This window comes from Pseudonocardia sp. OZ21 (assembly GCF_059359135.1).
On the sequence record NZ_JCADBN010000006.1, the window covers coordinates 162,134 to 176,050 of the forward strand.

At 71.9% G+C, this 13,917-nt stretch carries 20 protein-coding genes and 3 tRNA genes; 6 read left to right on the forward strand and 17 right to left on the reverse strand.

The window, feature by feature from the left end:
- Nucleotides 1-40: 40 nt before the first annotated feature.
- On the reverse strand, nt 41-1,339 hold the full coding sequence (locus AC5L35_RS16625; RefSeq protein WP_495060538.1) for an ATP-binding protein: 1,299 nt from the start codon (nt 1,337-1,339) through the stop codon (nt 41-43).
- Nucleotides 1,340-1,369: 30 nt separating this feature from the next.
- Nucleotides 1,370-2,059, reverse strand: coding sequence for a peroxiredoxin-like family protein (locus tag AC5L35_RS16630; protein WP_495060539.1), 690 nt, complete (start codon nt 2,057-2,059; stop codon nt 1,370-1,372).
- A 202-nt stretch (nt 2,060-2,261) separates the two neighbouring features.
- Here AC5L35_RS16630 and AC5L35_RS16635 point away from each other — a divergent pair, with 202 nt between their 5' ends.
- The 3 genes from AC5L35_RS16635 to AC5L35_RS16645 all read left to right on the forward strand — a co-directional run bounded on the left by AC5L35_RS16635 (nt 2,262) and on the right by AC5L35_RS16645 (nt 4,088).
- Nucleotides 2,262-2,927, forward strand: a complete 666-nt coding sequence (locus AC5L35_RS16635) for a response regulator (RefSeq protein WP_495060540.1) — start codon at nt 2,262-2,264, stop codon at nt 2,925-2,927.
- A gap of 10 nt (nt 2,928-2,937) precedes the next feature.
- Complete coding sequence (locus AC5L35_RS16640; protein ID WP_495060719.1) at nt 2,938-3,555, forward strand: chorismate mutase; 618 nt, start codon at nt 2,938-2,940, stop codon at nt 3,553-3,555.
- Between the two features lie 122 nt (nt 3,556-3,677).
- Nucleotides 3,678-4,088, forward strand: a complete 411-nt coding sequence (locus AC5L35_RS16645) for a sterol carrier protein (protein WP_495060541.1) — start codon at nt 3,678-3,680, stop codon at nt 4,086-4,088.
- 30 nt (nt 4,089-4,118) lie between these two features.
- Here the strand turns inward: AC5L35_RS16645 and AC5L35_RS16650 are convergent, their stop codons facing one another.
- Nucleotides 4,119-4,316: a hypothetical protein gene (locus AC5L35_RS16650; protein WP_495060542.1), complete on the reverse strand. Its 198-nt coding sequence runs from the start codon at nt 4,314-4,316 to the stop codon at nt 4,119-4,121.
- 34 nt (nt 4,317-4,350) lie between these two features.
- Here AC5L35_RS16650 and yczR point away from each other — a divergent pair, with 34 nt between their 5' ends.
- Nucleotides 4,351-5,859 (forward strand): MocR-like transcription factor YczR, encoded by a 1,509-nt coding sequence (yczR, locus tag AC5L35_RS16655; protein ID WP_495060543.1) that lies wholly within the window; start codon nt 4,351-4,353, stop codon nt 5,857-5,859.
- Nucleotides 5,860-5,926: 67 nt separating this feature from the next.
- Nucleotides 5,927-7,054: a CaiB/BaiF CoA transferase family protein gene (locus tag AC5L35_RS16660; RefSeq protein WP_495060544.1), complete on the forward strand. Its 1,128-nt coding sequence runs from the start codon at nt 5,927-5,929 to the stop codon at nt 7,052-7,054.
- A 148-nt stretch (nt 7,055-7,202) separates the two neighbouring features.
- On the opposite strand, the gene rplA is transcribed toward AC5L35_RS16660, so the two are convergent.
- The 5 genes from rplA to AC5L35_RS16685 form a co-directional block, all read right to left on the reverse strand.
- Nucleotides 7,203-7,925: a 50S ribosomal protein L1 gene (gene rplA, locus AC5L35_RS16665; RefSeq protein ID WP_495060545.1), complete on the reverse strand. Its 723-nt coding sequence runs from the start codon at nt 7,923-7,925 to the stop codon at nt 7,203-7,205.
- Nucleotides 7,926-8,034: 109 nt separating this feature from the next.
- The gene (rplK, locus tag AC5L35_RS16670) at nt 8,035-8,469 is read right to left on the reverse strand and encodes a 50S ribosomal protein L11 (protein WP_169394346.1); all 435 of its coding nucleotides are present in this window, start codon (nt 8,467-8,469) and stop codon (nt 8,035-8,037) included.
- A gap of 57 nt (nt 8,470-8,526) precedes the next feature.
- Complete coding sequence (nusG, locus tag AC5L35_RS16675) at nt 8,527-9,414, reverse strand: transcription termination/antitermination protein NusG (protein WP_495060546.1); 888 nt, start codon at nt 9,412-9,414, stop codon at nt 8,527-8,529.
- 124 nt (nt 9,415-9,538) lie between these two features.
- The gene (gene secE / locus AC5L35_RS16680) at nt 9,539-9,874 is read right to left on the reverse strand and encodes a preprotein translocase subunit SecE (protein ID WP_407692182.1); all 336 of its coding nucleotides are present in this window, start codon (nt 9,872-9,874) and stop codon (nt 9,539-9,541) included.
- A gap of 96 nt (nt 9,875-9,970) precedes the next feature.
- A tRNA-Trp gene (locus tag AC5L35_RS16685) sits at nt 9,971-10,046 on the reverse strand.
- A 161-nt stretch (nt 10,047-10,207) separates the two neighbouring features.
- On the opposite strand from AC5L35_RS16685, the gene AC5L35_RS16690 reads away from it, so the two are divergent.
- On the forward strand, nt 10,208-11,428 hold the full coding sequence (locus AC5L35_RS16690; protein WP_495060547.1) for a pyridoxal phosphate-dependent aminotransferase: 1,221 nt from the start codon (nt 10,208-10,210) through the stop codon (nt 11,426-11,428).
- Nucleotides 11,429-11,456: 28 nt separating this feature from the next.
- On the opposite strand, the gene AC5L35_RS16695 is transcribed toward AC5L35_RS16690, so the two are convergent.
- From AC5L35_RS16695 to rpmB, 9 genes are all read right to left on the reverse strand, one after another.
- Complete coding sequence (locus tag AC5L35_RS16695) at nt 11,457-11,726, reverse strand: hypothetical protein (RefSeq protein WP_495060548.1); 270 nt, start codon at nt 11,724-11,726, stop codon at nt 11,457-11,459.
- Nucleotides 11,719-11,961: a DUF6400 family protein gene (locus tag AC5L35_RS16700; protein ID WP_495060549.1), complete on the reverse strand. Its 243-nt coding sequence runs from the start codon at nt 11,959-11,961 to the stop codon at nt 11,719-11,721. Before AC5L35_RS16700 ends, AC5L35_RS16695 begins: the two co-directional genes overlap by 8 nt.
- Before the next feature lie 70 nt (nt 11,962-12,031).
- Nucleotides 12,032-12,469 (reverse strand): MaoC/PaaZ C-terminal domain-containing protein, encoded by a 438-nt coding sequence (locus tag AC5L35_RS16705; RefSeq protein WP_495060550.1) that lies wholly within the window; start codon nt 12,467-12,469, stop codon nt 12,032-12,034.
- The gene (locus tag AC5L35_RS16710) at nt 12,466-12,912 is read right to left on the reverse strand and encodes an FAS1-like dehydratase domain-containing protein (protein WP_495060551.1); all 447 of its coding nucleotides are present in this window, start codon (nt 12,910-12,912) and stop codon (nt 12,466-12,468) included. Before AC5L35_RS16710 ends, AC5L35_RS16705 begins: the two co-directional genes overlap by 4 nt.
- A gap of 2 nt (nt 12,913-12,914) precedes the next feature.
- Nucleotides 12,915-13,082 carry a 50S ribosomal protein L33 gene (gene rpmG, locus AC5L35_RS16715; protein ID WP_094926598.1) on the reverse strand — a complete coding sequence of 56 codons (168 nt, stop codon included), beginning with the start codon at nt 13,080-13,082 and terminating at the stop codon, nt 12,915-12,917.
- Nucleotides 13,083-13,116: 34 nt separating this feature from the next.
- Nucleotides 13,117-13,189 (reverse strand) — tRNA-Met (locus tag AC5L35_RS16720).
- A gap of 28 nt (nt 13,190-13,217) precedes the next feature.
- Nucleotides 13,218-13,290, reverse strand: a tRNA-Thr gene (locus AC5L35_RS16725).
- 82 nt (nt 13,291-13,372) lie between these two features.
- Complete coding sequence (gene rpsN, locus AC5L35_RS16730) at nt 13,373-13,678, reverse strand: 30S ribosomal protein S14 (protein ID WP_495060552.1); 306 nt, start codon at nt 13,676-13,678, stop codon at nt 13,373-13,375.
- Complete coding sequence (gene rpmB, locus AC5L35_RS16735) at nt 13,678-13,914, reverse strand: 50S ribosomal protein L28 (RefSeq protein WP_495060553.1); 237 nt, start codon at nt 13,912-13,914, stop codon at nt 13,678-13,680. The genes rpsN and rpmB overlap by 1 nt, the downstream gene beginning before the upstream one ends.
- Nucleotides 13,915-13,917: the final 3 nt, after the last annotated feature.

A 13,917-nucleotide genomic window follows, 5' to 3' on the forward strand; every position in this document is an offset into this window, starting at 1 on the left:
CGTGGCCCCTGGGTGCCAGCGTGCCGCGGCGTCGTTCCCGTCAGTTGGCGGGGAGCGGGAGCTCCAGGTGGGCCACCAGGCCCCCGCCGTCCCGGGGCAGCAGGTGCAGCTCGCCGTCCATCGCCGCCACCAGCGCCTCGACGATCCACAGCCCGATCCCGGCCGTGCCCCGGCGGTCGCCGAGCGCGACGCCCTTCGCCGTCACCACACCCTCCTGGCCGGGCGGCAGACCGGGCCCGCGGTCGCGCACCTCGGCCACCAGCCGCCCGTCGGCGTGCCCCAGCTCCAGCTCGACGACGGCGTCCCCGCTGTGCCGGGCGGCGTTCTCCACCAGGTTGGTGAGCACCCGGCGCAGCCGTTGCGGGTCGCAGCGCACCACCGCGTCCGGCGGGGTGACCCGGGCCGATCGCCGCGCCGGCTCCACCCCGGCCGCGTCGAGCACGGCCTCGGCGAGCTCGACGAGCCGCACCGGCCGCTCCCGCACGCCGCCCAGCGGGGAACCGTCCCGCACTGCGACGTCGGCGAGCCCGTCGAGCATGTCGCGCAGGTGCACGGCGTGCTCGGCCAGCAGCCGGGTGGCCGTGCGCCCTGCGTCCCCGGAGAGCCGGTCGGCCGCCAGGTCGGCGGTCAGCGCGGTGAGGGACGCGACGGGTGTGCGGAACTCGTGGAGCACGACACGAACCCCGTCCATCCGGGCCTCCTGAGCGGCGAGCAGCCGGGCCCGCAGGTCACGCTCCTCCAGGACGGCCTCGTGCTCGGCGAGCGCCATGGCCCGGGACACCGCGGCCGCGTCGAGCTGGCTCTCCAGCATCCGCAGCAGCACCCCCACCAGCACCGCGGCGGCGACCAGGTAGCCCGTCCACCACGCTCCGGCGAGCCATCGCTCGACGGGCGGCACGGCCTGGTCCGACCCCAGTACGGCGCCCACCGTGAACCCGGCGCCCACCCCCAGCGCGGCGAGCCTCCCGATCACCGCCCCGCCGCGCACGGCAGCGGCGATCACCACCAGCGGCAGGATCGCGACCATGATGCTGGCCGCCCCGCCCGTCAGCCCGCAGGCGGCCAGTGCGAGCACCGCGTCGATCGACGTCGCCAGCCACGGCGGGAGCAACCGCCGCTCGCGCCATTCGCCCACCGCCAGCACGACGGCGTAGGCGAGCGTCGCCAGCACGAGCCAGCCGAGCACCGCTCCTCGCCCGCGCGCCAGCTCGGGACCGACCACCAGCGCGAGCCCCACCGAGCAGACGACGAACAGGCGGATGAGGACGGCGGTGCGCTCCTCGAGGGACGAGAGGGCGCGGACGGCGCCGTCCATGTGCACGGCGCCAGCATCTCCCACCGGCGGCGCCACCTGGCCGGCGCGGAGGCGTCAGGAGATCGAGCGCAGCGCCGCGAGGATGTCGGCGGGGTCGGCCCGGTGCATGTAGTTCGGATTGACGTAGGCGAACCGGATGATCGAGTCGCGGTCGACCACGAAGGTGGCCGGGATCGGCAGGGTGTGCTGGTCGGTGCCGTTGAACTTCGGAAGCGGGTGCCCCAGCTGCTCGTAGGCCTCCTGCAGGTACTCCGGGAGCCGGAACTCCAGCCCGTAGGACCGCGTCACCTCTCCCCCGACGTCGCTGAGCACCTCGAACTCGAGATCGTGCCTCTCCACCATGGTCAGCGAGTTGTCCGGGGTCTGCAGTGAGATCGCGACGAGTGCGGCCCCGAGCTCCGTGGTCTGCGGCAGGGTCTGCTGCAGCGCGCGCAGTTCGAGGTTGCAGAAGGGGCACCACGCCCCCCGGTAGAACGCCACGACCACTGGTCCCTCGGCGAGCAGCCGGTCGAGCGAGATCTCGGCTCCCGTCGCGTTCGGCAGGCGGAACGAGGGCGCCGCGTCCCCCACGGCGGGCACCTGATCGGCGAGCGCCGACGCCACCAGCTCGGCGGTGGCCCGGTCCATCCGGGCCACGACATCCACGGGAACGACGGAGTCCCGCAGGACGCGGAACCGCTCCAGCTCGGTGGTCAGGTCGAACGGTCCGGCCGGGAACTCGACGTCGTGCCCGCCGTCACTCATGTCTTTCTCCTCCGGGAACCCGCCGACGACGAGCACCCTTGCACAACGCAGAAGTGCCGACCTTTCCCGTTTCCGAGGATACGATTTCCCGACGCTGCCCGCGATCTTGCCGCACATTGGCGACAGTGCTGGCATATGCCCGAATTCGCCCTGTCCGGGCGCGATCCCGGCACGGGGGCGCCCCGCACTACAGTGCGGTCCCGTGCGCGACGGCCGGTACGTCGTGGTCATCGTCGACGACCACGCCCTCTTCTCGCAGGGGTTGGCGCTGCTCCTGGAGTCGCGCGCGGGCGACAGGTTCGTCGTTGCCGGATCGACGACGGCGGGCGAGGAGGCCGTCGCTCTCGTCGGCCGGGAGGCCGCCGACATCGCGATCGTCGATCTCGCGCTGCCCCCGCTCGGCGGCGTGACGACGATCCGCAGGCTGACGGCGGCGTATCCCGCGACCAGGGTGCTCGCGCTCTCGGGCACCGAGGACCTGGGGCTGGCCACGGCCGCACTGCGGGCCGGGGCGACCGGCTTCCTCGGCAAGTCGGCCGATCCCGAGGTGCTCGTCGCGCCACTGCTCACGATCGCCGCCGGGGTGCGCGTGGTTCCGGCCGACCTGCTCGACGCCCTGCTCGAGGCGGGTGACCGCACCGGGGACGGCATCGTCGAGCGCCTGGACGGGCGGGACCTGCAGCTGTGGGCACTGCTCGCCCGCGGCCTGGAGACCAGCGAGATCGCCAAGCCGATGCTGGTGAGCGAGCGCACCGCCAAGCGGATGATCGCCGCCCTGCTGCACAAGCTGGGCGCCGCCAACCGGATCGAGGCGGCGGCTCTCGCCGGGCGCTACGGCCTGCTGGACAACGACGGCCGAATCCGCTGAAGTCGTGGGGATGAAACGGAACTCCTGCTCCGTCCGGAATTTCGTCCTGTTATCCGCATTTCTACTTTTCGCGGTCGGCCTCGGCGCAGCGGGGACGGCGAGCGCCTCCACCTCGCGGTCGGGCACCCCGGCCACGGCGGGTCACGAATTCGGCGAGCTCGGGCCGCTGGTCGATCTCGTCGCGCAGCGGCTGGAGACCGCCGACACCGTCGCCTCGGCGAAGTTCGGCACGACCTCGCCCATCGAGGATCTCGCGCGGGAGAAGGTCGTGCTCGACACCGCCGCCACGCTGGCCACCCAGCACCAGCTCGACCCGGATGCGACCCGCACGGTGTTCAGCGACCAGATCCAGGCCGGCAAGGCCGTGCAGTACGGGATCTTCTCCCGGTGGACCGCCCACCCCGACGAAGCACCCACCACCCGGGCCGACCTGAACGAGGTCCGTCCGGTGCTCGACGGGATCACCACCGGTCTGGTCCGTGAGCTGGCGGCGACCCAGGAGGTCCGCAGCGGCGCGGACTGCGGATCGCAGCTGCGATCCGTCGGACATCGGGCCGGCCCGGCGCACCACTTCGACGCGCTGCACGCCGACGCGTTCGATCGGGCACTGGTCTCCGTCTGCAGCTGACCCGGGGCGCCGGAGCCCGCGCTGGCCCGCACGGGCCGCGGGTGGCCCGGTCGCAGGGTCGCGCTCCATGTCCCCGTCCGTGAGACTTCGGCTGATCGACGTCGAGTGAGAGGACCTGCACCGTGGCGGCGTTCCGGGACGAGGCCGAGGTCTACGAGTTCCTCGGGGGGATCTTCCGCCGGGGGATGGAGGACCCGGCCCTGGTGGAGAAACTGCGCCCGTCGGGGGTGGTCCTGCGGATCACCTACACGGATCCGGACGCGGTGATCACGGTCGACATGCCCAACTCCGAGATCTACGAGGGCGCAGGCACGGGGCCCGCGCCGAACATCGAGCTGTTCATGACGGCCGACACCGGAAACCGGTTCTGGCTCGGCAAGGTGATCCTCCCGGTGGCACTGGCGAAGGGCGACGTCCGGGCCAAGGGGCCGGTCGCGAAGCTGCTGAAGGTGCTGCCGATGGCCAAGGGGATGTTCGGCCCGTACCGCGCTCAGCTGCAGGAGGCAGGCCGCGCCGACCTCCTGGATGCGTGACCGGATCACGCAGAGTGGCTGCCGCCGCGACTACCCCCGCAGGCGGTGGGACGGGAACGCCTGACGGGCGGCGTGGGCGATCGAGGTGAGGTCGTCCCGCACCCGATGCCGGGGCCGCGGCGCCGGTAGGTCGCCCGGCGCGGGCAACCTGCTGTCCACGCCGTAGCGCGGGGCCGCGATCGCGATCACGACGAGAACGGTGAGCAGCAACCACGGGGTCATCTCCATGGACCCAGTCTGGGTAGGATTGGCCTGCTTGGACATGGCCAATTCCGCGAAGGTGGCATGGGTGGACCCGGACGACGTCGGACGCCGCATCGGAGCGCGCAGCTTTGCCCGGCTGCTGGGCGACTGGCGTCCGCCCGACGGCCGACGACTCGCCGGGGCGCTGACCGACCGGATCCGGCTCCTCGTGCTCGACGGACGGCTACCGCTCCATACGCGGGTGCCTGCCGAGCGGGAGCTGGCCACGGCTCTCGAGGTCAGCCGCACCACCGTGGCCACCTCCTACGACGCGCTGCGCGACGCGGGCGTGCTGCGCAGCAGACGTGGCGCCGGCAGCTGGACCCGGCTTCCCGCCGACGTCCCCGGCACCGAGAAGCTGTCACCGTTCTCGCCGCAGAGCGACCGTTCGCTGTTCGACCTCGCGCACGCCGCCCTCCCCGCGCCGTCGGAGCACCTGCGCACCGCGGCCGCCGCGGCCGTGCACGATCTCGACGCGCACCTCGGAGGGCACGGCTACGACCTCGTCGGACTGCCCGCACTGCGCTCCGCGATCGCCGAGCGGTTCACCACGCGCGGTCTGCCCACGAGCCCCGACCAGGTACTGGTCACCGCCGGCGGCCAGCACGCGATCTCGCTCGCGATCACCGCGCTGGCCGCGCCGGGTGACCGCGTGCTCGTGGAGCACCCGACCTACCCGAACGCCCTCGATGCGGTCGCGACGCGGGGGGCTCGCGCCGTGCCCGTCCCGATGGGCCCGCACCCGGACGGCACCGGCACCTGGGACCTCGACCTGCTCACCTCCGTGGTGCGCGACGTCGCGCCCCGCCTGGCCTACATCATCCCGGACTTCCAGAACCCCACCGGCGCGCTGCTCGACCCCTCGGGTCGCGAGCGGCTCGTCGACCTCGCCCGGCGAACCGGCACCCCACTGCTCATCGACGAGACGCTGGCCGAGCTGACACTCGACGGCCCCTCCGTCGCGCCCGTCGCGTCCTACGGCGCGGCCGACTCGCCGCTCGTGCTCACGATCGGGTCGGCGAGCAAGGTGTTCTGGGGCGGGCTACGGGTGGGCTGGATCCGCGCCTCGGCACCGATGGTGCGCAGGCTCGCCGCACTGCGGGCCTCCGTCGACCTGGGCGGTCCGATCCTCGAACAACTCGTCGTCGCGCGGCTGCTGGCCGACGTCGAGGCGATCTCCGGAGCCCGGCGGCCCGCGCTCGCCGCCGGGCGTGACCACCTGCTCGAGAGGCTCACCGAGGCCTTCCCCCGATGGCGGCCGTCGCATCCCCGCGGCGGGCTCTGCCTCTGGGTCGAGCTCGACGAGGCCGCCTCCAGCCGGCTGACGGTGGCGGCCCGGCGGTCCGACGTGCTGCTCGCGGCCGGCCCGCGGTTCGGCCTGGACGGCGCGTTCGAACGTCATCTCCGGCTGCCCTACACGCTGCGGAAGGACCGGATGGACACCGCGCTGGACCTGCTCGCCTCGGCCTGGCGTGGCCTCGACCACGCCGCGCCCGCCGTGGACGCCGAGCCGATCGCGGTGGCATGACGACCACGACCGAACGGTCAACCCTGACCGTTACAGTGAACGGGCCGTACCGAACGGGAGGTGCCGGATGACGCACGGCGACGAGGCGGGTTCCGCAGCGGCACGCACGGGCCCGCTCGCCGGGCTCAAGGTCGTGGAACTGGCCGGCATCGGCCCCGGCCCGCACGCCGCGATGATCCTCGCCGACCTGGGTGCCGACGTCGTGCGCATCGACCGGCCGTCCGGCGGCCTGCAACTGGGCTCGCCCGACACCCCGGACCCGACGCTGCGCGGCCGCCGCCTCGTGGCGGCCGACCTGAAGGACGACGCCGGACGGGAGACGGTGCTGCGGCTCGTCGAACGCGCCGACGTGCTGGTGGAGGGCTACCGGCCGGGCGTCACCGAGCGGCTCGGCGTCGGCCCCGCCGACTGCCACGCCCGCAACCCCCGACTCGTCTACGCGCGGATGACCGGGTGGGGCCAGGACGGCCCGCTGGCCCGGCGCGCCGGCCACGACATCAACTACATCTCGCTGACCGGCGCGCTGCACGCCATCGGTCGGCCCGGCGAGCGGCCCGTGCCGCCCCTCAACCTGGTCGGTGACTTCGGCGGTGGCTCGATGCTGCTGGTCATCGGCGTCCTCGCCGCCCTCTGGGAGGCCGAACGCTCGGGCCGCGGGCAGGTCGTGGACGCCGCGATGGTGGACGGGGCCTCGCTGCTGAGCCAGATGTTCTGGGGTTTCCTCGCGCAGAAGACGTGGATCGACGAGCGCGGCTCCAACCTGCTCGACGGAGGAGCCCCCTTCTACGACACGTACACCTGCTCGGACGGCAGGCACGTCGCCGTGGGCGCCATCGAGCCCCAGTTCTACGCGGCGCTGCTGAGCGGTCTCGGGCTCACCGACGCCGGGCTGCCGCACCAGTTCGACCGCGAGCGGTGGCCGGAGACGGCGGAGCGGTTCGCCGAGATCTTCGCGACGCGCACCCGCGACGAGTGGGCGGAGGCGTTCGACGGCACCGACGCGTGCGTCACCCCCGTGCTCGCCTTCGGCGAGGTGGCCGAGCACCCGCACATCGCGGCGCGCCGCACGATCGTCGAGAACGACGGCGTACCCCAAGCGGCCCCGGCCCCCCGCTTCTCCCGCACGCCCCCCGGCCTCCGGGGCGGAGCGAGGTCCCCGGAGACGGCGGACGAGATCCTGGCGGACTGGTCGTAGGGCCTCCGGCCAGGTTCAGGAAAGCCACTTTCCTGCCCGCACAGGGCCTGAAAGTGGCTTTCCTGAACTTCGGGGGGCGCGGGTGGGGGGCCCTCTACGACAGCACCGCGCCGCCCTGTGGGCGGCGGGGTGCGTCGGGTGCGTGCGCTCAGGCGGACGGGGTCTCGTCCACCAGCAGGTTGCGCGTGCGGTTCGGGTCCACCGGGATGCCGGGGCCGGTGGTCGTGGAGACCGTGACCTTCTTGATGTAGCGGCCCTTCGCGGCAGAGGGCTTGGCCCGCAGGATCTCGTCGAGAGCGGCGCCGTAGTTCTCCACCAGCTTCTCGGTGTCGAACGAGGCCTTGCCGATGACGAGGTGCAGGTTGGCCTGCTTGTCGACCCGGAAGTTGATCTTGCCGCCCTTGATGTCCTGGATGGCCTTGGTGACGTCCGGGGTGACCGTGCCGGTCTTGGGGTTCGGCATCAGGCCACGCGGGCCCAGGATGCGGGCGATCCGGCCGACCTTGGCCATCTGGTCGGGCGTGGCGATCGCTGCGTCGAAGTCCAGCCAGCCGCCCTGGATGCGCTCGATCAGGTCCTCGGCGCCCACCGCGTCGGCACCGGCGGCCTCGGCCTCAGCGGCCTTGTCGCCGGTGGCGAACACGATGACGCGCGCCGTCTTGCCGGTGCCGTGAGGCAGGTTCACGGTGCCGCGGACCATCTGGTCGGCCTTGCGGGGGTCGACGCCGAGACGCATCGCGACCTCGACGGTGGCGTCCATCTTCGTGCTGCCCGTCTGCTTCGCCAGGTCGGCGGCCTCGAGCGGGGTGTACAGCCGGTCGGCGTCGATCTGCTCGGCCGCCTTGCGGTAGATCTTGCTGCGCTGTGCCATTGCTCTGTCCTCGTTCTGCGGTCAACCGGACCGCGAGTCAGGTCGTGGTACGAGCCGCGCCCGGCTCTCCCACACGTACGGGGGGTGGAACGTCCCGGAGGGGAACGCCTCAGCCCTGGACCGTGATTCCCATCGACCGCGCGGTGCCGGCGATGATCTTCGCCGCCTGGTCGATGTCGGAAGCGTTCAGATCCTGCATCTTGGTCTGCGCGATCTGCCGCACCTGGTCCATCGTGACCGTGGCGACCTTCTTGATGTGCGGCTCGCCGCTGCCCTTCTCCACACCGGCCGCCTTGAGCAGCAGCCGAGCGGCGGGCGGGGTCTTGAGCTCGAAGGTGAACGAGCGGTCCTCGAACACCGAGATCTCGACCGGGACGATGTCGCCACGCTGGGACTCCGTGGCGGCGTTGTAGGCCTTGCAGAACTCCATGATGTTGACGCCGTGCTGACCCAGCGCGGGGCCGACCGGCGGCGCCGGCGTGGCCGCTCCGGCCTTGATCTGGAGCTTGATGATCGCGGAGAGCTTCCGCTTCTTGGGGGGCATCTCGTTTCCCTGTTGTCGATTTTGTGCGCGCCGCGGACCTGCCGACCGCGGCGGAGGTCAGATCTTCGAGACCTGGCTGAAGGCCAGCTCGACCGGGGTCTCGCGCCCGAAGATGGACACGAGGACCTTGAGCTTCTGGGCGTCGACGTTGACCTCGTTGATCGTGGCCGGCAGCGTGGCGAACGGGCCGTCCATGACCGTGACGGACTCGCCGACCTCGAAGTCGACCTCCACCGTGGACTTGCCCGCTCCGCTGGAGACGTCGGACTTGCCGCCGGCGGACGCGGCCTGCTTCGGCTCGGTCTTCGGCAGCAGGAACTTGATGACGTCGTCGTGGGTCAGCGGGGACGGCCGCGACGTGGCACCGACGAAGCCGGTGACTCCTGGCGTGTTGCGCACGGCGCCCCACGACTGGTCGTTGAGCTCCATGCGCACCAGGATGTAGCCGGGCAGCACCTTGCGCTGCACCTGCTTGCGCTGCCCGTTCTTGATCTCGGTGACCTCTTCGGTGGGCACCTCGACCTGGAAGATGTAGTCCTCGACGTCGAGGGTCTGCACCCGCGTCTCGAGGTTGGTCTTCACCTTGTTCTCGTAGCCGGCGTACGAGTGCACGACGTACCAGTCACCGGGAGCACGCCGCAGTGCGGCACGCATCTCCTCGACCGGGTCGGCGTCCGGGTCGGGCTCCGCCTCGGCCACGACCTCGGGGGTGCCGGAGTCGTCGTCGCTCACGGCGGCGTCCGCGTCATCGTCGTCCGCGTCGCCGGAGTCGTCGTCCGCGTCGTCGGCGCCTGCGGCGTCGGTGGTGGCGTCGTCGTCGTCGGCCGCGGGCACCTCGACGTCGTTCACGTCGTCGTCGGCGGTGTCGACATCGGTTGCGGTGTCGACCTGGTCGGCCTCGGGCTCGACGTCGGTCGGCCAGTGGCCGCCGTTGTGGGAGGTCACTTCTGCTCCTCGCTAGCGCTCGACGCCGAACGGACCGGCGCTGATGCGTTGAATGGTGACCTCGCAAGCTCGGTCACGTGCGTCTCGCTTCCTTCGTCCCTGTGGTGCGTGTGCCGGGTGCGTGTCACGTGCCGAACAGGAGCATGACGCCCTGCGCGAACACCAGGTCCAGCACCCAGACAAGCGCAACCATGAACGACACGAAGACCAGCACGACGATCGTGTAGGTGACCAGCTGCTTGCGGGACGGCCAGATGACCTTCCGCAGCTCCGCGACCACCTCACGGAGGAACCGGACGAGCTTCTTCGGCAACGAGACCTTGTCCGGGCGACCGTCGCGGACCGCGGTGGCGCGGCCCTTGTCTCCCGTGGGCGCCGGACCGGAACGCCGACCCCGACGGTCGGCAGCGGTGCTCGGGCGCTCCTGCCCGCTCCCGCTCGCCTCGCGTTCCTCAGCCACGCCCGTATCCTCCAGCTCGCCGGCGGCCCGTTCCGGGCCCGCCGCCATCAGTTCTCGTCGCTGTCCCGTCCCGTACCCGATCCAGCATTCCTACAGTGGCAGGGGTGACAGGACTTGAACCTGCAACCTGCGGTTTTGGAGACCGCTGCTCTGCCAGTTGAGCTACACCCCTTGACCAGCTCCGCAGTGGACCTCGGGGACCCACGTGCGGAGGGGTGCATCGCATGACGACGCACCCAGCAGAACGAGTGTACGGCACCCCCTCCGCAAGGCTGAAACCGCACACCCCGGGCCACCCTGGCGACGGCGGAAGGCGTGCGGGAGTATCGGGTCATGGCCACTACGACCACCGCCCCAGCCCGGATCTCCGCGCGGATCGGAGGCATCGCCGAGTCCGCCACGCTGGCGGTCGACGCGAAGGCCAAGGCGCTCAAGGCCGCCGGGCGTCCGGTCATCGGCTTCGGCGCGGGCGAGCCGGACTTCCCCACGCCACCCGCCGTCGTCGCCGCGGCACAGGCCGCGTGTGCCGACCCGCGCAACCACCGGTACACGCCCGCCTCCGGCCTCCCCGAGCTGCGTGAGGCGATCGCCGCGAAGACGGCGCGCGACTCCGGGCTCGAGATCGCCGCCTCCCAGGTGCTCGTCACCAACGGCGGCAAGCAGGCGGTCTACCAGGCCTTCGCCACACTGCTCGATCCCGGCGACGAGGTGCTGCTCCCCGCGCCGTACTGGACCACCTACCCCGAGGCCATCACGCTCGCCGGCGGGGTGCCGGTCACCGTGGTCTGCGGGCCGGAGGCCGACTTCCTGCCCTCGGTCGACCAGCTCGAGGCCGCGCGCACCGCGCGCACCAAGGTGCTGCTGTGGTGCTCGCCGTCCAACCCGACGGGCGCCGTCGCCTCCCGCGAGCTCACCGAGGCCGTCGGCCGCTGGGCCGTCGAGCACGGCATCTGGGTCGTCACCGACGAGATCTACGAGCACCTCGTCTACGACGGCGCGGAGGCGGTCTCCATGCCGGTGGCCGTGCCCGAGCTGGCCGACACGTGTGTGGTGCTGAACGGGGTCGCCAAGACCTACGCGATGACGGGCTGGCGGGTCGGCTGGCTCGCCGGCCCGGCCGATGTCGTCAAGGCGGCCACCAACCTGCAGTCGCACCTGTCGTCCAACGTCTGCAACGTGGCCCAGCGGGCCGCGCTGGAGGCCGTCTCCGGTCCGCTGGACGCCGTCGTCGAGATGCGCACGGCATTCGACCGGCGCAGGCGGACGATCGTGGACCTGCTGAGGGCGATCCCCGGCGTGGAGTGCCCGACGCCGCGCGGCGCCTTCTACGCCTACGCCTCCGTGCAGGATCTGCTCGGCAAGGAGCTGCGCGGCGCGCGCCCGCAGACCAGCGTGGAGCTCGCCGCGGCCGTGCTGGAGCACGCCGAGGTTGCGGTCGTCCCGGGCGAGGCCTTCGGCACCCCGGGCTTCTTCCGTCTCTCCTACGCCCTCGGCGACGACGACCTGCGCACCGGAGTCGAGCGGATGGGCGCGCTGCTCGCCGAGGCGAAGTAGGCGGTCCGGGTACGGGGCCGCGCGTCGTTCAGGCGACCGCGCGGCCCGGCTCCGGGAAGTCGGGCAGCTCGTCGAGATTGTGCGGCCGATCACCCACGCCGAACCCCGTGTCGTGCCACCACCGATGCCGGCAACCAGGGCACTGCACGAACAGCCGCCTGCCCTCGGAGGAGAGCAGGAAGCGCCAGTGCGTCTCACAGGTGCGCCCCGCCTCGCAGGTCGGGCAGCCACGCTGGTCGGCGCATCGCGGGCAGCTCGTCCAGACGCGGCGACAGAAGTCGGCCTGGGCGTCACGCACCGGCAGGTCCCCCGTCGGCCTCGAGCACTCCGGCCTCCACGAGCATCCGGTAGGTCGCCTGCTGCTCGGCGTCCAGACCGCTGTAGAGCATGCGGTGGGCGCGGGTCTCCGCGTCCAGCACCGCCAGCACGTCGAGGTCCGGCATGGCGTCGAGCACCGCGGCGAGCCTGCGCTGCTCGTGCGCGCCGAGATCGAACGAGTGGGAGGCGAGACGGGCGGGCGGGAGCGGGTGCATCGCACCACGACTACCCGGGGCCGCCGTCGCACCCCAGGTTTCGCGAGCTACCTCACGGGTGTGTGGTAGCTCACTCCTTCGGGAGGCGCACCTCGGCGACGGCGCGGCTGAGCACCGTCTTCCCGTCGAACCGGGCGGTGACGGCGATGCGCGCGACGCGGCTGCCGTCGTCGTGCTCGGTGAGCTCGGAGACGGTGCCGGAGAACTCGACCAGCGCGCCCTCGTCGTCGTCGGGCACCACGACGGGGCGGGTGAAGCGCACCCCGTAGCTGCACACCGCGCCGGGGTCGCCCACCCACTCGGTGACGACCCGGCCGGCCAGCGCCATCGTCAGCATCCCGTGGGCGATGACCCCGGGCAGCCCGACACCGGTGGCGACGCGGTCGCTCCAGTGGATCGGGTTGAAGTCGCCGGACGCGCCGGTGTAACGCACCAGGTCGGCACGGGTGACCCGGACCGAGAGGGGCGGCAGCTCGTGGCCGACGGCGACACCGCTCAGATCGGTCATGCCGGAGCCGCCTGGGTGACGAGCAGGGCGAGGGTGGTGGCCACCGGCGCACCCTCGACGTCGGCGACCTCGCACCGCAGCCTCAGCATGTGGCTGCCACCGCGCGTGGTGAGGTCCTCGACATGGATGGTGGTGACCAGGTCGTCGCCCCCGTGGATCGGACGGTGCAGAGCGATCGACTGGTCGCCGTGCACCATGCGCGAGTAGTCCCAGCCGAAGGCCGGGTCGCGCAGGAACGCCTCGATCGCCGGCATCGTGAACGTGACGGGGAAGGTGGGTGGCGCCACGAGATCGGGATACCCCGCCGCCTGCGCGGCGGCCACGTCGTGACACACAGAAGCGCCCTCGCCGATGGCGAGGGCGAACTCCCTGATCTTCTCCCGGCCGACGCGGTACGGAGCCCCTGGAGGCAACGACCGGCCGACGAACGAGACGTCCGGCACGCTCAGCGTGTCTCGCGGTGCTCGCGGTGGGTGCCGCAGTTCGGGCAGAACTTCTTGATCGCGAGCCGGTCGGGATCGTTGCGCCGGTTCTTCTTGGTGATGTAGTTCCGGTGCTTGCACTGCTCGCACGCCAGCGTGATCTTCGGCCGTACGTCGGTGGCCTTGGCCATCGCGGGTGCCTCCTGCGTTCTTCTTGTCGGTCTGTAGCGGTGGCCGGACTTGAACCGGCGACACAGCGATTATGAGCCGCTTGCTCTACCGACTGAGCTACACCGCTTTGCGAAGCTGGTCACACCAGCTCGCCGAGCCCCTTTACGGAATCGAACCGTAGACCTTCTCCTTACCATGGAGACGCTCTGCCGACTGAGCTAAAGGGGCGGCTTGCCGCACGGTTGGTCACTCCCGAACGGCCGCGGACAATGCTACACACCGCCCCCACGGCCCCGGAAACGGGCTCCCGTCACCAGCTGGCCTTGCGCACCCCCGGCAGGTAGCCCTCGTGGACGAGCCCGCGCAGACGCACCCGCGACACCCCGAACTTGCGCAGGAAGCCGCGCGGGCGCCCGTCCACGGCGTCCCGGTTGCGCACCCGGGTGGCGCTCGCGTCGCGCGGCTGCCGGTCGAGCTCGCGCTGCGCGGCAGCCCGCTCCGCCTCCGGCGTGGTCGGCCTGGCGATCACCGCCTTGAGCTCCGCGCGGCGCTCGGCGTGGCGCGCGACGACGGCCTTGCGGTGCTCGTTGCGCGCGACCTTCCCCTTCGTCGCCATCAGACCTTCTCCCCTCGTGCCCTGATCCTGGCCACCGCCGCATCGACCCCGATCCGGTCGATCGTCTTGATCGCGTCGGTCGACAGCTTCAGCCGGACGAACCGGTTCTCGGCGGCGAACCAGTACCGCTTGGTCTGGATGTTCGGGTCCCACCGACGCGCGGTGCGCCGGTGGGAGTGGGAGACGTTGTTGCCGAAGCCGGGCTCACGCCCCGTCATCTGACAGCGCCGGGACATCGC